The organism is Allobosea sp. 05T438, from assembly GCF_056396025.1.
The window spans coordinates 1-19,146 of the sequence record NZ_JBFTKQ010000039.1 but is presented as its reverse complement, the minus strand read 5'-3'; the positions used below and the strand labels follow the sequence as shown (position 1 = coordinate 19,146).

The following is a 19,146-nucleotide window of genomic DNA, read 5'->3' as shown; positions in this document are numbered from 1 at the left end:
GATCAAGGTCGGCCGCTTCAACTTCGTCGCCAACGGCAAGGCGGTCGCGCTCGGCGAGGACAGCGGCCTCGCCAAGACGATCTTCGACGCCAAGACCGGCAAGCTGCTCGGCGCCCATCTGGTCGGCCCGGAAGTCACGGAACTGATCCAGGGCTTCGTCGTCGCGATGAACCTCGAGACGACCGAGGAAGAGCTGATGCACACCATCTTCCCGCACCCGACCCTGTCGGAGGTGATGAAAGAGAGCGTGCTCGACGCCTACGGCAAGGTGCTGAACGCCTGAGGCCGTGAAGCGAATGTTTATAGGGGGGGCAGCTTCAACAACGCTTTTGCCGCCGACGTGTCGGTGATCAGCACCGTCGCTTTGGTTGCTGCGATCCCGGCCCGGATCGCCTTTGCCTTGTGCTGTCCCCCGGATGAGATCACGACATTACCGACGTCATGCAAATCAGCCGGGCTCACGGCCATCACACGCTGGTTTACCGCGTGATCGACCAGACGCCCGTCTGCATCGACAAAATGACAGAGCACGTCGCCGACCGCCCCGGCCGCAGCGAGGCTTTTCAATTCGTCCTTTTCCAGAATCCCGCGCCGGAATATCGACGCCTCCCCGCCCAGGCTGCCAACGCTGATCAGTGCGATATCGACACGCCGAGCTCTTTCCCGCAGGTCTTGGAAACCGGGTATTGCCCAGAGCTGCCGGGCAAGGTCTGCCTGCGGCAGGAAAACCGGCGCTGCGATCTGATAGAGCTTGGTCTTGTAGAAATCGGCCAAGCGCCACGACACTGCGGACGGATTGTCGGCGGTGGCGTTCGTCAACCCGCCAAGCAGGGACACCACAGTCAGATCTTCTATTTCCCGCCAAGTCAGTGCCTGCATACAGACCTTGAGGGTCGCACCCCAGCCTACACCGACCGTCGCGCCTGCAAAGAGCTGTTCGGAGATGTACTGCCCGGTCGCATGACCGACAACGGCAGCGATGCTAGCCTCGCTCTGGGCGCTCGCCGGCGCCACGACGGCCTCGCTCAGCTTGAGATGCCGTTCGAGCTGCCGTTGCAGCGTAAAGATTGAGTCTGCCTGCGAGTTGATGGAGATTTTGACCGTGCCATCCTCGCGAGCAGCAGCCAGGAGGCGCAGGACTTTGATCCTGCTGATGCCGATCCGCTCCGCGACCTGTTCTTGAGTGTGCCCCTCCACAAAATACAGCCAAGCAGCCTTGAGCTTGAGCTCGTTCTGGTCGGCCTGGAATTTCGTGATTTTGGGGGGCACATTCCTAGCCATCGTTCCTCCAATCTTGGTCGGTCGCATCGATCGCGTGGAAACCACGAATGCGTGCGTTTTCGAAACGTTGGACCGGCTCTACAGCATCGAAACGGAAAGTGAAATCCGCATCGTCCCCGCAAAATCGGAACCGACGTGTCGTGAAATTATTTGAACATATAGACTATATCTGACATAAAAGTGCATATTTTTCATCTGCAGTTGATGGCGGCGGGATAAGGACGACCATGCGAATTTTGATCTCGAACGACGATGGGATCAGCGCCCACGGCCTCGCGGAGCTTGAGCGCGCAGCCAGGCGCCTGAGCGAGGATGTCTGGGTCGTTGCTCCGGACGGAAATCGGAGCGGGTTTGCGCATGGCATCACCTTCCGCAAGGGCTTCGACATCGAACGTGTCGGTCCGCAACGCTATACTTGTTCGGGAACTCCGGCGGACTGCGTTATAGCGGCCATGAGCTGGGTTTTTCGTGATGCGAAGCTTCCCGATCTCGTGCTCTCCGGCATCAACGAGGGACGCAACGTGGCGGAGGACGTCTCCTATTCCGGCACGATGGCCGTCGCCCGAGAGGCCGCGCTGCGCGGCGTCCCCGGCATCGCATTCTCCCGGCCCCGCGACAGCCTGGAGTTCGATGACGCAGGCAGCGGATGGCTTGCCGAACGCATCGATGCCTTTTGGGAGGCCCGTGCCGAATGGGCGCGCGATGGCCACTGGCTGAGCGTGAACCTTCCGAGGATGGTCCCGGCCCACATGCGCATGGCGAGGATCGGACGCGACAAGGTCGCCAACAAGGTGATCATCCACCGGGAAACGGAGGATCGCGCCGTGATCGAACCCTTGGCAGACCGCGATTATGCCTCGACGCCGGGCGACGAAAATCACCTTATCGATTCCGGGATCGCCTCCGTCGTCTGCTTCAATTGGATGGGTCAGGCAGAGGTTCCGTTCAGCGCGCTGAAGGATATCGCCGCTGAGCCGGCTTGAGTTATAGCGGGCAGGCCGGCAGCCTGCCCGCATACCGCCTCAATGGGTCGGGTAGACCTCTTCGATCATATCGTCGAGATAACTAGTCACCGAACCTGGGATGTGCAGCACCCGCGTTTCGATACGGCCATCGTCATGCAGGGTATGCTCGGCATGACCAACCTGCCGCGATCCGCCCATCTCGGGAACCAGCGCTTCTCGGGTCGTGAAGGCGACTGAAGGTCCCCATTCCAGCGCTATTCCACCATACCGGCGGGAGCGCTGCTGGTGCAAATGGCCGCTGGCGATGAGCCGGAGCCGGGAATCCTCCACGAGGCTGCGAAACCGGCGCCCGCCGCTCGGATCGACAGTCCAGTAGGTTCGCTCTGTCGGCTCCGGTTCGTCGATGAAAAGCGGTTGATGAGTAAAAAGTGCGATGTACCGGCTTTCGGCGCTAGCAAGCTGCTGGTCTATCCAGTCGAATTGTGCCTGCTCCTCGTCCAGTCCTGAGCCTACCAACATCGAATTGATCGCGATGACCCGCCAGGCTGGCGTGTCGAACGACCAACGGTCAGGACCAAAAAAGCGCCTGTAACGCTCGAGCCGGCCGAGGTTGATCGCGCTCCCGTTCGTCTGCTCGGGCTTCGACAAGGCCGGATTGTCTCCGACATCGTGATTGCCCGGGATGAACCACACCTGCTTCGGGAACTGGCCGAAGAAGTCACGGCAATAGGCGTGATCCTCTTCGTAACGCACGCCATCGAGCGTGATGTCGCCGGTGTGCACGATCAGATCGTGGTCGCATTGGCGCAGTGGCTCTCGCATCAGATCGTTGTTCAGCCGGAAATGCTCCGTGCGGGGCGAAAGATGCGTGTCGGAGATCTGGAGAATGCGAAAAGGGGGCATGGGCGTCCTCGCGCAGGGCAGGTGATGCCGATCCTAGGATATGAACATATGTCTTGACTACACAAAAATAGTTCACTTACTGTTGGCGACAGGATCGAGATTGAGACGGCGCAGGCCGCTGATCCAAACACCGAAAGGGGAGCGGATGGCAGGGATCGAAATCCGGGACCTGAAGAAGGCTTGGGGCGGCTTCAATGCCGTCAATGGAATCAGCTTTTCAGTCGAGCCCGGCACGCTGACCGTGTTGCTCGGGCCCTCCGGCTGCGGAAAATCCACCACCTTGCGGATGATCGCGGGGCTCGACCAGCCGACGTCGGGTACAATCCGCATCGGCGGCCGGGACGTCACGCATGCTCCGCCGGCAGAGCGCGGGCTGGCGATGGTCTTCCAGAACTATGCTCTGTTTCCGCACCTGAGCGTCGCCGAGAACGTCGTCTTCGGTCTCAAGGTCCGACGCGTGCCCGCGGCCGAGCGCCAGCGGAGGTTGTCGCGCGCGACCGATGTGCTCGGCCTCTCCAAATTGCTCGACCGCCGGCCATCGCAACTGTCGGGCGGCCAGCAGCAGAGAGTGGCGCTGGCACGAGCCGTCGTCGCCGAAGCGTCGGTCTGCCTTATGGACGAGCCGCTCTCGAATCTCGACGCTCAGTTGCGGCTCGAAACCCGGCGCGAAATACGCCGCCTCCAGCAGCAACTGGGAATGACGATGGTCTTCGTCACCCATGACCAGGTCGAGGCGATGACGCTCGCAGACCAGGTCGTGTTGATGCGTGGAGGACTGATCGAGCAAAAGAGCACCCCCGATCAGCTCTACAATCTGCCGGCCAGCGCATTCTGCGCCCGCTTCATCGGGACCCCGCCGATGAACCTTGTCGCGCTCGAGCATGGCGCTTCCGGAGCGACGATCGCGGGATCGCCCGCGCAGGCGGGTGTTCCGGGCGCGACCGGTGACATGCTGCTTGGATTGCGCCCCGAGGATATTCGCGTCGGTGTTCCCGGCGGAGTGCCCGCTACGGTGGCAGTTGCCGAGTATCATGGTGCCGACAGCGTGCTGGAGTGCCGCGTAGGATCCCAGGCGCTGCAGGTCCGTGTCGAGGGGGCGCAGCGCTTTGAGAAGGGGCGCGAGATCACACTCGGTTGGGCAGCAGAGGACGCTCATCTCTTTTGCGCCACCACCGAGCGGCGCATCGATGCGGCTGCGGCGCCCTATGGCCGGGCCGCATGAAGCGGAGCTCGAAACAACACCAATAATCACAATAAGGGAGAACGACATGTCGAGCGGACGGTTTAATTGGACCAGACGGTGCATATTGGCGGCGAGCATGCTGGCTGGCATGGCTCAAGCGGCGGCAGCTAAGGTCGAGATCAACTTCTATTATCCGATTGCCATCGGTGGTCCAGTCACCAAGGTCGTCGACGACCTGATCAACCGCTTTGAGAGCAGCCATCCCGACATAAAGGTCAAAGCCGTTTATTCGGGAACCTATCCGGAAACACTGTCCAAATCGCTGGCCGCCCTGAAATCCGGTACCCCGCCCGAAATGGCTGTCGTCCTGTCGGCCGACATGTACACACTCGTCGACGAGGATGCGATCGTTCCGATCGAGAGCCTGGCCAAGACGGCCGACGACAAAAGCTGGCTAGGTGGCTTCTCCGACGTCTTCATGCTCAACAGCCGCTCGGACGGCAAGACATGGGGCATCCCGTTCCAGAGGGGAACGACCGTTTTCTTCTGGAACAAGAACGCATTCAAGGAAGCAGGGCTAAATCCGGAAATCGGGCCGCAGAACTGGGAGGAAGTCGTATCCTTCGCCAAGAAACTGACCAAGCGCGACGGGAACGGTAACGTCACACAATGGGGCATGCAGGTCCCCACATCGCTGACTTCATACTGGATCCTGCAAGGTTACGTCGCTCAGAATGGTGGAAAGATCGCCGACCTGGATGGGCGGAAGACCCACTTCGACTCACCTGAAGTGGTCGGCGCGCTGCAATACCTTGTCGACCTCTCGCGTACGCACAAGGTCATGAAGCCGGGCGTGATCGAGTGGGCGACGACACCAAAGGACTTCTTCGAGGGCCGCACCGCGATGTTCACGACGACGAGCGGCAATCTTACCAATGTGAAGAACAACGCGCCGTTTCCTTTCGGCGTTCAGATCCTGCCCGAGAACAAGCGCCGCGGTGCACCGACCAGCGGCGGCAACATCTTCATTTTCAGGAGTTCCGATGCCGCCAAGCAGGCGGCCGCCTTCACCTTCGCAAAATGGCTTACTTCGGCGGAGCAGGCCGCGGAGTGGAGCATAAAGACCGGTTACATCGCGCCTCGCGATGACGCGTGGGAGACCGCCGCGATGAAGAATTACGTCGCCACTTTCCCCGGCGCAGCAGTGCCTCGTCAGCAGATCCCATTCATGGTCCCCGAGCTCTCGACGCACGAGAACCAGCGGGTCGCCCGCGCCATCGACGACGGCATCGAGGCCGCGATGACCGGCACGCGTTCACCCGCCGAGGCGATGGCGAACGCCCAGCGTGAGGCTGAGCGCATACTTCGCAGCTATCGCTGAGCGCTTCGGCTTTATCAGCAATCCGCCGCGCCGACCGTCCGGCGCGGTGTCGTTCCGCACAACATGGACGGCGGCTCTGCCGCCATCTGGGGACGCCCGTGACCAGATTGTCGAACTATGTCACCGCCTGGCTGCTGTTGCTCCCGGCCGTCGTCCTGCTGGCGATGTTCACCCACATTCCCGCGGCTCTGACCGTCATCAACAGCTTCTACACGACGCCACGAGGCGCTCGGCCGGCTCGCTTCATCGGCGGCGACAACTATGCCGCGATGCTGGCCGATCCGGTCTTCCTCGCCGCATTGAAGAATAACGCGATCTATTCGCTGGGGACTGTGCCGCTGGCGATCGCACTGTCGTTGGCCATGGCGCTCATCGTCAATTCCGCGATCCGTGGGCGGGCGCTGTTGCGCATGTCGTTCTTCCTGCCGACCGTCTTGCCAATGATCGCGGTCGCCAACATTTGGCTGTTCTTCTACACGCCCGGCTACGGACTTTTCGACCGCGCCTTGTCGATCTTCGGCCACAGCCAACACAACTGGCTGGGTGACGCCGACACTGTGCTCGGCAGCCTGATGCTGCTCGCGATCTGGAAGGAAGCCGGCTTCTTCATGATCTTCTATCTGGCTGCGCTGCAGCAGCAGAGCCCGACTCTCCGCGAGGCTGCCGCCTTGGAGGGGGCGAGCCGTTGGTATTTCTTCCGCCGCGTGACCTTTCCGCTGCTGATGCCGACCACGCTCTTCGTTCTGATCAACGCGATCATCAACTCGTTCAGGCTGATCGACCATGTGATCGTTATGACCCGGGGCGGCCCCGACAACGCCAGCACGCTCCTACTCTATTATGTCTACAACACCGCATTCCGTTTCTGGGACACATCCTACGCGGCCGCGCTGACTGTGGTGCTGCTTGGCCTGCTGGCGACGCTGGCATTCGTGCAGTTCGGCGTCCTCGATCGAAAGGTGCATTACAAATGAGCGCGTCAGCAGGCACCGCGCCGGCATCATTCCCAACAGTTGGCCGGTGGATTGAAATCGCCGGCAGTTATCTGCTCGGCCTGTTGTGGATCTTGCCGCTGTTCTATGCCGTCTGGATGGCGTTTCATCCGGCAGCCTATGAGGCGCGCTTCGAGCTGTTTGCGCCGCTCACTCTTTCGAACTTCACGGAGGCCTGGCACTCCGCTCCGTTCGCGCGCTATTTCCTCAACACGTTTCTACTGATCAGCGTCATCCTGGCATCGCAGTTCGTCATCTGCACACTCGCGGCCTATGCCTTCGCCCGCTACGAATTCCCCGGAAAGCTGGTCGTATTTCTGCTGATCTTGATCCAACTGATGATCATGCCGGAAGTGCTTCTGGTCGAAAACTACCGCACGATGGTTCGTCTGGGCCTGGTCGATACGGTTTGGGCCATAGGCCTGCCCTATTTCGCGTCCGCCTTCGGCATTTTCCTGCTGCGCCAGGCTTTCCTCACTGTTCCCAAAGAACTCGACGATGCCGCCCGCGTGGAAGGCGCCGGCACGCTGGCCGTGCTGTTGAAGGTCTATGTCCCGCTCTCGCGCCCGATCTACGTGGCCTATGGGCTGGTGTCGGTGAGTTATCACTGGAACAATCTTCTCTGGCCGCTGGTCATCACCAATTCGGTATCGACCCGACCGCTGACGGTCGGCCTCCAGATATTCTCCTCCCCGGACCAAGGCGTGCAGTGGAGCATCATCTCCGCTGCCGCCCTGATGACGTCCGCGCCGCTGCTGATCGGCTTCCTGCTTTTCCAGCGTCAGTTCGTGCAAAGCTTCATGCGCGCAGGAATCAAATGAGCACAACGATTGCAGACGGCGGAGCCAGCCTAACGAAGTACGATTACGCTTCGATCGGCTTTTACACGTTCGACTGTCTCGGCTGGCCTTTCGAGGGCGTCCCTGACGGCGGGGGAACGTTCTTCCTCGACGAGCTGACGCTCGCAGTATCCGGCGCGGCCGGAACGGCTGCTATCGCCGCGGCCAAGATGGGGCTTTCATGCCGGGCGGTCGGTGGCGTCGGTGATGATCTCATGGGGCATTGGGTGCTTCAACGCCTGCGCGAGTTCGGCATCGATGTCTCCCGCATGCAGCAGATCGCCGGCAGCCGAACCTCGTCATCGATCGTAACCACGCGACGTGACGGTTCCAGACCGGCCCTGCACATGAAGGGCGCGACGGCGGACTTCTTTGTAGAAGATCATGCCCTCGACGCAGTTTGTTCGGCGCGTATCGTTCATCTTGGCGGCGTAGGGCTTATGGACCGGATGGACCACAGCCAGAACGCGCGCCTGCTCCAACGCGCAAAGCAAGCGGGAGCGATAACGACCGTCGACGTGTTCGCCGGTTCGCAGGCCGATCTGCCAGCCGTGGCTCGTGTCCTGCCTTATACCGACTGTTTCATGCCCTCGATCGAAGAGGCCATGGCGTTGACCGGCGGAAACGATCCGACCGTGATAGCCCGTCAGTTTTTCGATTATGGGGCGCGTTGCTGCATTTTCACCCTGGGGGCCGAGGGCGCATCCTACCACCATTCAGACGGACAGGAGTTTCGGGTTCCGGCCTTCGATGTCCCGGTGAAATGCACTTGCGGTTGCGGCGATGCATTCAATGCCGGGATGGCGGTCGCGCTCTGTCGCAACCTGGATCCGGAAACCGCCGTGCGCTTCGCCCAAGCGACCTCGGCACTCAATGCAACCGGGTTGGGATCACAGGCCGGCGTGCAATCTTTTGAGCATACCTGGGATTTCATGACAACCGTCCCGCTGCGCGCCTAGCATTGCTCTGATATCGAGCAACTCGCCCGGCAGAAAAATGGCTCGCGAACAACGCCCGCGGCGCAGTGGAGCCTTTTTGATCATTCGTGTTGACGGCTGAACTTCTGTGCAAGATGATCGATTATTAAGCCGCCTACTCATTCGGGCCATTGCCCCGAACGTCACAAGAGCGGCTGGAATCGGGAGAGTTAAATTGCTGCGCGCCATCATGATCGCATTCGCCGGGGCGTGTATTTCGCTCGGCGGTGCCAGTGCCCAGGACGCCTGCTCCAACCGGGGGCAGCTCGACGATCTCTACTGTGATGCGAATGGCGATCTGGTCGCCGATGTGCCGACCGACCCGGCTAAGCTCAAGGACCCTTCCACGCTCGTCTTCGCCTACACCCCGATCGAAGACCCCCGCTATCTACGCCAATCTGCTGAAGCCGTTCATCAACCACCTGAATAGCTGCATCGGTCGCCGGGTGATGTATTTCTCGGTCCAGTCGAACACGGCCCAGATCGAGGCCATGCGTTCCGGCCGCCTCCACATCGCAGGGTTCTCGACAGGTCCAACCGCTTTCGCGGTCAATATGGCAGGGGCGGTCCCTTTTGCCGCCGGTGGTTCGGAAGCCGGCCCGCGTGGGTACAAGCTGGTAGCGCTCGTCAAGGCGTCGAGCGACTACAAAGCGATGGGTGACCTGAAGGGCAAAAAAGTCGCCCACACCTCGCCGTCGTCCAATTCCGGCAACCTCGCGCCGCGCGTGCTCTTCCCGCCGCTCGGGCTGACGCCCGATACGGACTACAAGCCCCTGATGTCGGGCGGTCACGACAAGTCGATCCTGGGCGTCGGCCACGGCGATTACGACATGGCGGCTGTCGCCGACGACGTGTTCGAGCGCATGGTCGCGCGCGGCACGATCAAGCGCGAGGATTTCCGCGTGATCTATACCAGCGAGGTTTTCCCGACCAACGGCTATGTGCACGCGCATGACCTGAAGCCTGAGCTGGCGGCCAAGGTCCGCGAATGCTTCTTCAGTTACAAGTTTTCGGCCGAGGAGCAGAAGGAGTTCAACGGCGAGGACCGCTACGTACCGATCACCTACAAGGACAAGTGGGCGGTGGTGCGCGAGGTCGCCGACAAGTCCGGTACGCCGTTCAACAAGCGCAGCTACGAAGCAGAGTCCAAGCGCGAGACCGAGGCGCTTGAGCGCAAGAAGGCCCAGCAACCCAAGAATTGAGCTTCTGGCGGACCGGCCCGCGGGCGCAGGCGACGCTTGCGCCCGCACTGCGGCGCGGCATGGATGATGATGGATTTACAGACGTTTTCGAGCGGCGCCCCGCTCGCGATCCGCAATCTCGTCAAGGAATACCGGTCGGGGCAGCCCGTCCTCAAAGGCGTCAGCCTCGTCTTTCCAGATTCCGGTGTCACCGCCATCATCGGGCCGTCGGGAACTGGCAAGTCTACTCTGATCCGCTGCGTCAATCGCCTGGTCGATCCGACGTCCGGCGAAATCTGGTTCGAGGGCCGCGATCTTGCGGCGATTTCCGGCTCCGCCCTGCGGCTGGCAAGGCGGCAAATCGGCATGATCTTCCAGGAGTACAATCTGGTCGAGCGGCTCTCCGTCATCGAAAACATTCTGAGCGGCCGGCTCGGATATCTGCCTTTCTGGCGGGTCTGGCTGCGGAAATTCCCGACCGAGGATATCGAGCGAGCCTTCGCGCTGCTCGATGCCGTCGGGCTCGGCAGTGATTTTGCGACGCGGCGGGCGGATCAGCTCTCTGGAGGCCAACGCCAGCGTGTCGGGATCGCCCGGGCGCTGATGCAGCAGCCGCGTCTCCTCCTCGCCGACGAGCCGACCTCGTCGCTCGATCCGCGCACCTCGATTGAGATCATGGACCTGCTTGGCGAACTTTCGCAGCGCCAGCGCATCCCGGTCGTGATCAATATTCACAATGTCGAGCTGGCACGCCGCTGCGCCAGCCGGATCATCGGCATGTCACGCGGGGCAATCGTCTTCGACGGCAAGCCGGAGGCTCTCGACGATAGCCATCTGACTGCCATTTATGGCGGCGAGGGCTGGCTGCAATGAGCGCTGTGTCGCGGACTACGCGCCTCGACCCATTTCCAGCGGACTGGTGGTCGCGCGGGTTGAAGTTCCTGCTGCTAATTTATGCGCTCTATGCGGCATCGACACTCGACCTGACATGGTCGCGCTTCGTCTCCGGGCTCGGCAACGGAGCGACCTTCCTGTCGCGGATGGTCCCGCCGCAGACGGCGCCGGACAAGCTGCTGCTGCTTTGGGACGGCGTGCTCGAGAGCATGCAGATCGCGGTTCTATCGACCTTCTTCGGCGTGCTTCTCGCGCTGCCGCTCGGCGTCCTGGCGGCGCGTAACCTGATGCCGGCGCCGGTGAGCTGGACGGCGCGGGGCTTCATCGCGCTCTGCCGCTCTCTGCATCCGGTCGTCGTCGCAATCCTCTTCGTCAAGGCGGTGGGGTTCGGGGCACTGGCCGGCACGCTTGCACTGATCGTCGCCTCGCTGGGCTTCATCTCGAAGCTGTTCGGGGAGGCTGTCGAGGAAATCGACATGAAGCCGGTCGAGGCAGCCCGCGCCGCCGGCGGCTCGTTCATGGGGGTCATGCTCATGGCGGTACTGCCCCAGGTCGCAGCCCGCTTCATCGGCTTCTGCTCCTATCAGTTCGATTCCAACCTGCGAAACTCTACGATGGTCGGCATCGTCGGCGGCGGCGGCATCGGCGCGCCGCTGTTCACCGCCTATCAGCGCTTCGACTATGATTTCGTGCTGACCATACTGATCACTGTCATCGCGCTTGTGCTGGCCACGGAGGCGCTGACCGGCCGGCTGCGCAGGCTCTTCCAATGACGCATACGACGACCAGCTCTGCCCGCTCGGCACCGGCGCCGCGCTGGACGCGCTTCACGCCCATGCAGCGTCTCGGCCGGTTCGGAGCCTATCTCTTCGTGGCAGTGGCCGTTTCCTGGTCGCTGAAGACGATCGAGATCATTCCGGAATTTCTCTATGACGCGCCCGAGCAGACTCTCGATCTGTTCCGGCGAATGTGGCCATTCGACTGGAGCTACTATCCCAAGGCCATCCATGCGGCGCTGATCGAGACATTTCACATCGCGACGCTCGGCACCTTGCTGTCGCTGGCCTTCGCCGTGCCGGTCGCCATCCTGGGCGCGCGCAATGTGACGTGTAATCCGTTGCTCAACGGGGCCGCGCGCTTCGTCTTCGTCGCCTCGCGTTCGGTGAACTCGCTGATCTGGGCCTTGCTGTTCGTCGCGGTCTTCGGGCCGGGCGCCCTCGCGGGTACGCTCGCCATCGCCTGTCGCTCCGTCGGCTTCGTCGGCAAGCTGCTCTCGGAAGCGCTGGAGGAGGCGCGTCCGGGACCGATCGAGGCGCTGACCGCGCTCGGTGCGCCCTGGCCCCATCTGCTGCTGAAGGGCTATTGGCCACAGGTGGAGCCGGGCTTCTGGTCGGTCGCCCTCCTGCGATGGGACATCAACCTGCGCGAGTCATCGGTGCTTGGACTCGTCGGCGCGGGCGGGATCGGCGTCGCGCTCGATGCCGCGCTATCGAACCTCTACTGGGATCAGGCTGGCCTCATTCTGGCGATCATCCTGGCCATCGTCATTGTTGTCGAAGCTGCCACGACCGTGATCAGGAAGCGAATTATATAGAGAAGGCCTTATCGCTATGTGCATCCGCTATAGGTTCGGGCCCATCGAATGCAGTGTTGCTTTCCTCAGTATGAGGCCGCTTTGCCGAGATGGTCGGACAAGCTAGGGCAGGATTTGAAGGGAGCTGAAGCTGAGCTTCACCTTCCGTTCCGGTTTATTCCATGTGCGAACGCCTTTGCGGCTTTGCGCCGATGACAGTCGAAGGCTCAGCGGGAAGCGGAAGTACAGCCACACCGCATGGGCGATGATCGCAGGCGGGAAAGGATGGCGCTTGGAGCTGACGCAGGGCAGGCTCATGCGAACCCATCTACTCCGCTGGCGCCAGGCTGAAGTTAACCTGACAATGCCCTCGCGCAAGCTGGGCTTGACAATGGTACTATATTTCGGTACCGAATTCACACGAAGAAGCGCCACGAAGCCACGCTGAGGCTGATCTTCGTTCGGCCCGTGAACGGCTCGATCCGATGGGCCGATATCGAAGCGCTATTCATCGCGCTTGGCGCTGAGGTCAGCGAACGGGAAGGTTCTCGGGTCGGTGTCTTCCTCTTCAAAGAGGTGCGCGTTTTTCATCGCCCGCACCCCTCGCCGGATACTGACAAGGGCCCGGTAGCCAGCATCCGCAAATGGCTTGAAGAGAACGGAGTGAAACCATGAAGAATATTATCGAGATCGACACCGAGAAAGCTGTTCTGGCGTTCGACCCTGAGATCGGGATGTTTCGTGGCGAGTTCATCGGCTTGAATGGTAGCGCCGACTTTTACGCCGAGAGCGTCCAGTCTCTTATCGAGGAGGGCCGCAAGTCTCTTGCCGTGTTCCTGGATATGTGCCGGGAGAAGAACATCGAGCCTCATCGGAGCTTCTCCGGGAAGTTCAATGTGCGCCTCGAGCCCCGCGATCACGCAGCGGCGGTCTTTGCAGCGGCAGCTGAAGGCAAGAGCTTGAACGAATGGGTGTCCGACACCATTAAAGTAGCGGCGGCCGCCTGATCGCTTCCGCAGGAGCTTCGGATCGCAATCGCCATACCAGCTCTTGCCGTCCTTCTCATATCGCCACGGATTTTCAGTAAGTCTGATGGGCAGCAAGTCCTCCTCTCCCCGGCAGTGCTACATCGGCGGCCCTCCGCGTCAGGCGGTGAGCCGCGTCTTGCTGATCTTGTCGCTCGCAGCCGTCGTCATGCCGCCCAAAGGATTCTTCTTTCGCGAGCGCGACATGGCGGCCTCCCATCACGCCGACATACCATACAGGTCGCGCCAAATAAAAACCTCGCCGATGACGAGAACGGTGCCTACGCCGATCTCGGGGTTCGGAAGTTGGGGCGCCATGTCCCACATGTATTGGCAGATCAATTACCCATTGCGACTAGCCTGGAACAATCGCCTCATCGCGAATCCGTATGTTCGTCTGCCGGCTGACGTCGAAGCGCCTTGCCAACGGCGCGATCTTTTGGCCATCCTCCAGTGCCGATTTAATCTCGGCGCGCTGTGAGGAGGAGAGGGCGGTCGGCCTTCCGAGTTTTCTTCCCTCTGACTTCGCCCGCCGCAGGCCGGCATTCGTCCGCTCGATGAGAAGATCCCGTTCAAACTGCGCGACGGCGTGGATGACGTTCATGGTCATCTTCCCGTCCGGGCCGGCGAGGTCGACACCACCCAGCGCCAGGCAGTGGACCCGCACACCCATTTCCTCGCGCTTATGCACTGTGGAGCTGACCTCGATCGTATTTCAAACGAGCCGATCCATTTTCGTGACGATCAGAATATCGCCACGCTCAAGCCTATCGAGCAGCCGGGTAAATCCTGGGCGGGCGGAAATGGCTACGCTGCCGGATATTGTTTCGGAAATGACCCTGTGCGGCTCGGCCCGAAAGCCGGCGGCCCCAATTTCCCGAATTTGATTTTCGGTGGTCTGCCCATTTGTCGACACCCGGACATAGGCGGAGGCGCGAGACATGGACTTTCGTCCAAAAAAATGGGCGATGGCGACGCGCTGCTGCTGGCCGCCGGACAACTGCGAGGCATATTTTCCAGCCTGATCGTCGATGCGCAGCATCGCGAGGGCCTCGCCGCATGCCTCGCCCGCCGACCGGCCCAGGACCTGGATCGGCGCCCGCGCGCAGTTCTCCAGCACCGTCAGATGTGGGAACAGGTTAAAGTGCTGGAAGACCATGCCGATGTCGCGGCGCAGGGCCAGCAGACCGCGGCGGTTCTGCGTGAGCGCGATCCCCGCCACACGGATCTCGCCGGACTGCACGCGCTCCAGCCCATTGATACAGCGGATCAGGGTCGATTTACCCGACCCGGAAGTGGCCTGCCCCCATTAGGTGGCCCGGTTCAAGTCTAATGCATGGTGAGCTTGCCGGCCACGGTTGAGGTGTCCGGCGAGGTGGGTTGGGTTTGCGCAGGCGGCCACACCACAGCGAGCGGTGCTGGTGGCCGGTAGCCCAACGAGGAGTGCGGGCGCCGGGTATTATAGTGCTCGCGCCAGCCCTCGACGACGATCCGAGCCTCGGCGAGGCTTTAGAACATCTCACCGTTCAGGAGCTCGTCGCGAAGCTTGGAGTTGAGTCTCTCGCGGTAGCCGTTTTCCCACGGCGAGCCCGGCTCGATGAAGGCCGTTTTTGCGCCGACCGCTGTGATCCAATCCCGCACCGCCTTGGCGACGAACTCTGGACCGTTGTCCGAACGAACATGCCCAGGCACGCCGCGCGGGATGAAGAGATCGGACAGGACATCGATGACGTCGGTGGACTTGAGTTTCCGGTCGATCCTGATCGCGATGCATTCCCGGGTGAACTCGTCGATCACGTTCAACATGCGGAACTTCCTGCCGTTATGGGTGCGATCCTCGACAAAGTCGTAGGACCAGACATGGTTGGGATGTTCTGGCCGAAGCCGGGTGCACGACCCCATCATCCAGCCAGAGACGCCCCTTTTTCGGTTGCCTGGCCGGCACCTTGAGCCCCTCACGCCGCCAGATCCGCTCGACGCGTTTGATGTTCACCGCCCAGCCTGACGCGTGCAGGATCGCTGCGATCCGGCGATAGCCGTAGCGGCCATACTGGGTGGCAAGCGCGACGATGTCGGCAGTCAGCGCCACCTCGTCGCTGCGCCCCGCCGGCACCTTGCGTTGCGTCGATCGGTGCTGCCCCAGAACCCGGCACGCCAGCCGTTCCGATACGCCAAATTCACCATGGCATGGGGGGCAGCCCAGTAGGCCGTGGTCTGGCAGAGCCGGTGCCGGGGCTTGTTCGGTAGATGGCTGAGGCGGCACGAAGAGATAAAGCGCCGCCGGCAATGAACCTGCGATTGAGGTCGGCACTCCGATCGGATTGCGTAGCAGTCTGAGCGGAGTGCGCTCTCGTCCCTAGACACTACATTCCGAAATCTGGAAATCGGAAAATCTATTCGTGACGAACGTCCGGCATCTGGCAAGCTCTCAACGTCCGAAATTGGCGCAACCGCGACCTATTCGACCAGCAACCGATCAATGCCAGCCGCGCAGAAGCTGGTCAGGCGCTCAAGCAGAAGCTCGGCAAGGCCGGCGGCGGACAGAGCGTGGCGCTCATCGTCGAGGCGCGCAGCGCGGTCGCCCGCGGCCATGGTCATGACCAGTGCCCCGACCATGAACAGATAGGCATCCACCATCGCCCCGCGCGAGGATCTCGGGTAGAGTTTCGCGAACGCCGCTAGGAATTCAGTCGCGGTCGGGTCGAAATGCTCGGCGAGAACGCCGCGCGCGGATTCGCGAGGATCGACCGCCTCCCGCGCCGTGATCATCGCGAAGGCGGCTCCCTGAACGCCTTCCGCGAAGCGCTGCCGCACCGAAGGGCCGATGAAGGCCTCGACCACCGCGCGGATCTCGGGCGCGGGCGCAGCCATCGCCTCCGTGAGCGCAGTTCCGCGCGCCAAGGCCAGCGCATCGGCCCGGCGCGCAAAGACGGCCCGGTACAACGCCTCCTTCGAGCCGAAATAATAGCTGAGCTGCGACAGCCGCACATCGGCCGCAGCGGCGAGATCGCGCATGGAGGCGCCGTCGGCGCCGCCCCGTTCGGCGAATGTCCGCTCGGCTGCGTCGAGAATGCGCTCGCGCGTCGGCGCAGGTCCCATCGAATCCCTCCTGCGCAGCGCACCTGCTCTGCGTGAGTGGCCTCTTACCAGAAAGCGCATCATGCGCTATTGGTCGGACGTTCGTCCAAATTCATGCCGACAAGAGCACGCTGGGCGACAGGAGGAAACCAGCATGATGCCGACCGGGCGACTCGTCGATCTCTCGATCCCGCTCGAAAACGACGTGCCCGCCGATCCACCCTTCCAGAAGGTGAGGATCGAATACAGCACCCATGAAGGCACGGCGAAGGATATCGCGGCGGCCTTCCCTGGACTGCGGCCCGAGCAATTGCCGGACGGAATGGGCTGGGCCGTCGAGCTGGCGACGATCTCGACGCATAACGGCACCCATGTCGACGCGCCCTGGCATTACCATCCGACGCAGGATGGGGGGCTGCCTGCGCTCAAGATCGACGAATGCCCGCTGGAGTGGTTTCTGCAGCCGGGGGTGAAGCTCGATTTCCGCCATCTGCCTGATGGCCACGTCGTCACGCCGGCGGAGATCGACGCCGAGCTGGAACGGGTCGGCCACAAGCTCAGCCCGCTCGAAATCGTCGTGGCCAATACCCGCGCCGGCAGCCGCTATGGGCAAGCCGACTACATCGATACCGGCTGCGGCTTCGGCCGTGAGGCGACGCTGCATCTCGTCCGTCAGGGCATCAAGGTCGTCGGCACCGATGGCTGGAGCTGGGACGCGCCCTTCAGCCATACTGCTCGGCGCTTCGCCGAAACCGGCGATGCCTCATTGATTTGGGAAGGTCACAAGGCCGGCCGCGAGGCCGGTTACTGCCAGATCGAAAAGCTGCACAATCTCGAAGCCCTGCCGGCGACCGGCTTCATAATCAGCTGTCTGCCGGTGAAGGTGCGCAACGGCTCCGCCGGCTGGACGCGGGCCGTCGCCATCCTGCCGGCCTGAATCGACAATCATGGGAGAAGCGTGTGAGCAAGGTCATCATCACCTGCGCGGTCACCGGCGGCATCCATACGCCGACCATGTCCGACCATCTGCCGATCACCCCCGACCAGATCGCGGAACAGGCGATCGCCGCCGCCGAGGCGGGCGCTGCGATCCTGCATCTGCACGCCCGCGATCCAAAGGATGGCCGCCCGACGCCGGACCCAGCTGTGTTTATGGAGTTCCTGCCGCGCATCAAGCAGGCGACCGACGCGGTGGTGAACATCACCACCGGCGGCGGCCTGACCATGACCGTCGATGAGCGCCTCGCGGCGCCACTCAAGGCTGCGCCCGAGATGTGCTCGCTCAATATGGGCTCGATGAACTTCGCGCTGCACCCGCTGGCGGAGAAGTATAGCGACTGGAAGCATCCCTGGGAGCAGCCCTATCTCGCCGGCACCAAGGACTTCATCTTCCGCAACACCTTCGGCGACATCGAGCGCATCTACAAATTGCTCGGCGAGGGCCACGGCACCAAGTTCGAGCATGAGTGCTACGATGTCGGCCATCTCTACAACCTCGCGCATTGCCTCGATCGCGGCTGGTTCAAGCCGCCGGTCTTCCTGCAGTTGATCTTCGGCATTTTGGGCGGCATCGGTGCAGACCCTGAAAACCTGATGTTCATGAAGCGCACCGCCGACAAGCTGTTCGGCAAGGACTACCACTGGTCGGTGCTCGCGGCCGGACGCCACCAGATGGCTTTCTGCACCCAGGCCGCGATGATGGGCGGCAATATCCGCGTCGGGCTGGAGGACAGCCTGTTCATCGGCAAGGGCAAGCTCGCCACCTCCAATGCCGAGCAGGTCGCCAAGATACGCCGCATCGTCGAGGAGCTCGGCTACGAGATCGCCACCCCCGAGGAGGCCCGCGACACGCTCGGCCTCAAGGGCGGCGACCGGGTCAGTTTCTGAGCCCGCCGATGTCGCGCAGCCCCAATCCGCTCGATGGCTTCACCGTCGACCCGGCGGCGATCCGCTATGTCGGCGAAGGCCTGCAGCGGCCCGAATGCATCCTCGCCGAACGCGATGGCTCGCTCTGGAGCGCCGATGCGCGGGGCGGCGTGGTTCATATCCGGCCCGACGGCACGCAGCGCCTGATCACTCAGACGGCCAGCCGCGGCTTCATCGACGCGACTAACGAGGAAGCACGTTTCGTCTCGGGCACGCTGCCGAACGGCCTCGCCTTCGCGGGCAATGGCGATATCCTGATCTCCAATTTCGGTACCGACCGGCTGGAGATCATGACCCGGGACGGCGAGACCCGCGTGCTGGTCGACACCGTCGATGGCGAGCCGATCGGCAAGGTCAATTTTGTCCTGCGTGACAGCAAGGACCGGATCTGGTTGACGATCTCGACGCGTACGAAGAACTGGATGCGAGCGATCAGCCCGCATGTGTGCGACGGCTATGTCGCCCTGTACGATGGCGGACGCCTGCGGATCGTCGCCGACGGCTTCGCCTTCACCAACGAGATCAGGCTCAATGCCACCGAAAAGTGGCTCTACGTCGCCGAGACCTGCGCGCGGAAGGTGACGCGGCTGCGGGTCCTGCCGGATGGCAGCCTGACCGATCGCGAGACCTTCGGGCCGGAGGATCACGGCGCCTGCATCGACGGCATCGCCTTCGACGCCCATGGCAATCTCTGGGGCACGCATGTCTTCACCGACAGGATTTTTGCGATCACGCCGGAAGGCGAACTGCGCATCCTGCTCGACGACGACTGCGGGAGTGCAGCGGGGCAGGCCTTCCTCGCCGCCTTCGCCCGCGACGAGGCGACGCCGGAATTGATGCTCGCCTGCGGTGGCACGATCGCGCCCTGGTGCGCCAGCATCACCTTCGGCGGCCCGGACCTGAAGACGGTCTATGTCGGCAGCCTGAAGGGCTCGCGCATTCCATTCC

Annotated in this window: 19 protein-coding genes and 5 pseudogenes; 17 read left to right on the top strand and 7 right to left on the bottom strand. The window is 62.3% G+C overall.

Translation table 11 applies throughout. From position 1 onward, the window contains the following. Window positions 1–283 (top strand): annotated as a pseudogene (locus AC1DIN_RS29535) (dihydrolipoyl dehydrogenase); the annotation flags it as partial. A gap of 17 nt (window positions 284–300) precedes the next feature. On the opposite strand, the gene AC1DIN_RS29530 reads toward AC1DIN_RS29535, so the two are convergent. After that, window positions 301–1,281, bottom strand: a complete 981-nt coding sequence (locus AC1DIN_RS29530; protein WP_476812309.1) for a sugar-binding transcriptional regulator — start codon at window positions 1,279–1,281, stop codon at window positions 301–303. 227 nt (window positions 1,282–1,508) lie between these two features. On the opposite strand from AC1DIN_RS29530, the gene surE reads away from it, so the two are divergent. Then, a complete protein-coding gene (gene surE / locus AC1DIN_RS29525; protein ID WP_476812308.1) occupies window positions 1,509–2,264 on the top strand; it encodes a 5'/3'-nucleotidase SurE in 756 nt (251 codons plus the stop codon). 39 nt (window positions 2,265–2,303) lie between these two features. Here surE and AC1DIN_RS29520 read toward each other — a convergent pair whose 3' ends face one another. After that, complete coding sequence (locus AC1DIN_RS29520) at window positions 2,304–3,149, bottom strand: metallophosphoesterase family protein (protein WP_476812307.1); 846 nt, start codon at window positions 3,147–3,149, stop codon at window positions 2,304–2,306. Window positions 3,150–3,294: 145 nt separating this feature from the next. On the opposite strand from AC1DIN_RS29520, the gene AC1DIN_RS29515 reads away from it, so the two are divergent. From AC1DIN_RS29515 to phnE (AC1DIN_RS29470), 10 genes are all read left to right on the top strand, one after another. Continuing rightward, window positions 3,295–4,371 carry an ABC transporter ATP-binding protein gene (locus tag AC1DIN_RS29515; protein ID WP_476812306.1) on the top strand — a complete coding sequence of 359 codons (1,077 nt, stop codon included), beginning with the start codon at window positions 3,295–3,297 and terminating at the stop codon, window positions 4,369–4,371. 97 nt (window positions 4,372–4,468) lie between these two features. Further along, the gene (locus AC1DIN_RS29510) at window positions 4,469–5,713 is read left to right on the top strand and encodes an ABC transporter substrate-binding protein (RefSeq protein WP_476812305.1); all 1,245 of its coding nucleotides are present in this window, start codon (window positions 4,469–4,471) and stop codon (window positions 5,711–5,713) included. Between the two features lie 164 nt (window positions 5,714–5,877). Continuing rightward, window positions 5,878–6,687: a carbohydrate ABC transporter permease gene (locus tag AC1DIN_RS29505; RefSeq protein ID WP_476812311.1), complete on the top strand. Its 810-nt coding sequence runs from the start codon at window positions 5,878–5,880 to the stop codon at window positions 6,685–6,687. Beyond that, window positions 6,684–7,526 carry a carbohydrate ABC transporter permease gene (locus AC1DIN_RS29500; RefSeq protein WP_476812304.1) on the top strand — a complete coding sequence of 281 codons (843 nt, stop codon included), beginning with the start codon at window positions 6,684–6,686 and terminating at the stop codon, window positions 7,524–7,526. The genes AC1DIN_RS29505 and AC1DIN_RS29500 overlap by 4 nt, the downstream gene beginning before the upstream one ends. Then, window positions 7,523–8,503: a carbohydrate kinase family protein gene (locus tag AC1DIN_RS29495; RefSeq protein ID WP_476812303.1), complete on the top strand. Its 981-nt coding sequence runs from the start codon at window positions 7,523–7,525 to the stop codon at window positions 8,501–8,503. The genes AC1DIN_RS29500 and AC1DIN_RS29495 overlap by 4 nt, the downstream gene beginning before the upstream one ends. A gap of 193 nt (window positions 8,504–8,696) precedes the next feature. Then, window positions 8,697–8,951, top strand: coding sequence for a hypothetical protein (locus tag AC1DIN_RS29490; protein ID WP_476812302.1), 255 nt, complete (start codon window positions 8,697–8,699; stop codon window positions 8,949–8,951). Continuing rightward, window positions 8,908–9,723: a phosphate/phosphite/phosphonate ABC transporter substrate-binding protein gene (phnD, locus tag AC1DIN_RS29485; RefSeq protein WP_476812310.1), complete on the top strand. Its 816-nt coding sequence runs from the start codon at window positions 8,908–8,910 to the stop codon at window positions 9,721–9,723. Before AC1DIN_RS29490 ends, phnD begins: the two co-directional genes overlap by 44 nt. A 69-nt stretch (window positions 9,724–9,792) precedes the next feature. Beyond that, entirely contained in the window at window positions 9,793–10,575 is a 783-nt protein-coding gene (gene phnC / locus AC1DIN_RS29480; protein ID WP_476812301.1) for a phosphonate ABC transporter ATP-binding protein, read from the top strand. Further along, window positions 10,572–11,369, top strand: a complete 798-nt coding sequence (gene phnE, locus AC1DIN_RS29475; protein WP_441473207.1) for a phosphonate ABC transporter, permease protein PhnE — start codon at window positions 10,572–10,574, stop codon at window positions 11,367–11,369. The genes phnC and phnE (AC1DIN_RS29475) overlap by 4 nt, the downstream gene beginning before the upstream one ends. Then, on the top strand, window positions 11,366–12,190 hold the full coding sequence (gene phnE / locus AC1DIN_RS29470) for a phosphonate ABC transporter, permease protein PhnE (RefSeq protein ID WP_441473206.1): 825 nt from the start codon (window positions 11,366–11,368) through the stop codon (window positions 12,188–12,190). The genes phnE (AC1DIN_RS29475) and phnE (AC1DIN_RS29470) overlap by 4 nt, the downstream gene beginning before the upstream one ends. Before the next feature lie 198 nt (window positions 12,191–12,388). Here phnE (AC1DIN_RS29470) and AC1DIN_RS29465 read toward each other — a convergent pair. Then, window positions 12,389–12,487: pseudogene (locus AC1DIN_RS29465) on the bottom strand (IS6 family transposase); the annotation flags it as partial. A 150-nt stretch (window positions 12,488–12,637) separates the two neighbouring features. On the opposite strand from AC1DIN_RS29465, the gene AC1DIN_RS29460 reads away from it, so the two are divergent. Both AC1DIN_RS29460 and AC1DIN_RS29455 read left to right on the top strand, forming a co-directional pair. Further along, complete coding sequence (locus AC1DIN_RS29460; protein ID WP_441473205.1) at window positions 12,638–12,844, top strand: type II toxin-antitoxin system HicA family toxin; 207 nt, start codon at window positions 12,638–12,640, stop codon at window positions 12,842–12,844. Continuing rightward, entirely contained in the window at window positions 12,841–13,176 is a 336-nt protein-coding gene (locus AC1DIN_RS29455; RefSeq protein WP_441473204.1) for a type II toxin-antitoxin system HicB family antitoxin, read from the top strand. Before AC1DIN_RS29460 ends, AC1DIN_RS29455 begins: the two co-directional genes overlap by 4 nt. A gap of 373 nt (window positions 13,177–13,549) precedes the next feature. On the opposite strand, the pseudogene AC1DIN_RS29450 reads toward AC1DIN_RS29455, so the two are convergent. From AC1DIN_RS29450 to AC1DIN_RS29435, 4 genes and pseudogenes are all read right to left on the bottom strand, one after another. Continuing rightward, a pseudogene (locus AC1DIN_RS29450) lies at window positions 13,550–14,137 on the bottom strand (recombinase family protein). Between the two features lie 21 nt (window positions 14,138–14,158). After that, window positions 14,159–14,488: pseudogene (locus AC1DIN_RS29445) on the bottom strand (ATP-binding cassette domain-containing protein); the annotation flags it as partial. A 35-nt stretch (window positions 14,489–14,523) separates the two neighbouring features. Further along, window positions 14,524–15,373: pseudogene (locus tag AC1DIN_RS29440) on the bottom strand (IS3 family transposase); the annotation flags it as partial. A gap of 278 nt (window positions 15,374–15,651) precedes the next feature. Continuing rightward, the gene (locus tag AC1DIN_RS29435) at window positions 15,652–16,293 is read right to left on the bottom strand and encodes a TetR/AcrR family transcriptional regulator (protein ID WP_441473203.1); all 642 of its coding nucleotides are present in this window, start codon (window positions 16,291–16,293) and stop codon (window positions 15,652–15,654) included. A 133-nt stretch (window positions 16,294–16,426) separates the two neighbouring features. Between AC1DIN_RS29435 and AC1DIN_RS29430 the strand changes: the two genes are divergently transcribed. From AC1DIN_RS29430 to AC1DIN_RS29420, 3 genes are all read left to right on the top strand, one after another. Continuing rightward, window positions 16,427–17,209, top strand: coding sequence for a cyclase family protein (locus AC1DIN_RS29430; RefSeq protein ID WP_441473202.1), 783 nt, complete (start codon window positions 16,427–16,429; stop codon window positions 17,207–17,209). Window positions 17,210–17,232: 23 nt separating this feature from the next. Further along, the gene (gene kce, locus AC1DIN_RS29425; protein WP_441473201.1) at window positions 17,233–18,159 is read left to right on the top strand and encodes a 3,5-dioxohexanoate:acetyl-CoA acetone transferase; all 927 of its coding nucleotides are present in this window, start codon (window positions 17,233–17,235) and stop codon (window positions 18,157–18,159) included. An 8-nt stretch (window positions 18,160–18,167) separates the two neighbouring features. Further along, window positions 18,168–19,146, top strand: a 979-nt coding sequence (locus tag AC1DIN_RS29420) for an SMP-30/gluconolactonase/LRE family protein (RefSeq protein ID WP_476812300.1), incomplete at its 3' end; no start/stop codon positions are given.

Coding starts and splice junctions, on each gene's coding strand:
- AC1DIN_RS29505 (WP_476812311.1), top strand. CDS start 5,878: ATGTTCACCCACATTCCCGCGGCTCTGACCGTCATCAACAGCTTCTAC.
- AC1DIN_RS29500 (WP_476812304.1), top strand. CDS start 6,684: ATGAGCGCGTCAGCAGGCACCGCGCCGGCATCATTCCCAACAGTTGGC.
- AC1DIN_RS29435 (WP_441473203.1), bottom strand. CDS start 16,293: ATGGGACCTGCGCCGACGCGCGAGCGCATTCTCGACGCAGCCGAGCGG.
- AC1DIN_RS29510 (WP_476812305.1), top strand. CDS start 4,469: ATGCTGGCTGGCATGGCTCAAGCGGCGGCAGCTAAGGTCGAGATCAAC.
- phnC (WP_476812301.1), top strand. CDS start 9,793: ATGGATTTACAGACGTTTTCGAGCGGCGCCCCGCTCGCGATCCGCAAT.
- AC1DIN_RS29530 (WP_476812309.1), bottom strand. CDS start 1,281: ATGGCTAGGAATGTGCCCCCCAAAATCACGAAATTCCAGGCCGACCAG.
- AC1DIN_RS29455 (WP_441473204.1), top strand. CDS start 12,841: ATGAAGAATATTATCGAGATCGACACCGAGAAAGCTGTTCTGGCGTTC.
- AC1DIN_RS29515 (WP_476812306.1), top strand. CDS start 3,295: ATGGCAGGGATCGAAATCCGGGACCTGAAGAAGGCTTGGGGCGGCTTC.
- phnE (WP_441473207.1), top strand. CDS start 10,572: ATGAGCGCTGTGTCGCGGACTACGCGCCTCGACCCATTTCCAGCGGAC.
- surE (WP_476812308.1), top strand. CDS start 1,509: ATGCGAATTTTGATCTCGAACGACGATGGGATCAGCGCCCACGGCCTC.
- phnE (WP_441473206.1), top strand. CDS start 11,366: ATGACGCATACGACGACCAGCTCTGCCCGCTCGGCACCGGCGCCGCGC.
- AC1DIN_RS29520 (WP_476812307.1), bottom strand. CDS start 3,149: ATGCCCCCTTTTCGCATTCTCCAGATCTCCGACACGCATCTTTCGCCC.
- AC1DIN_RS29430 (WP_441473202.1), top strand. CDS start 16,427: ATGATGCCGACCGGGCGACTCGTCGATCTCTCGATCCCGCTCGAAAAC.
- AC1DIN_RS29495 (WP_476812303.1), top strand. CDS start 7,523: ATGAGCACAACGATTGCAGACGGCGGAGCCAGCCTAACGAAGTACGAT.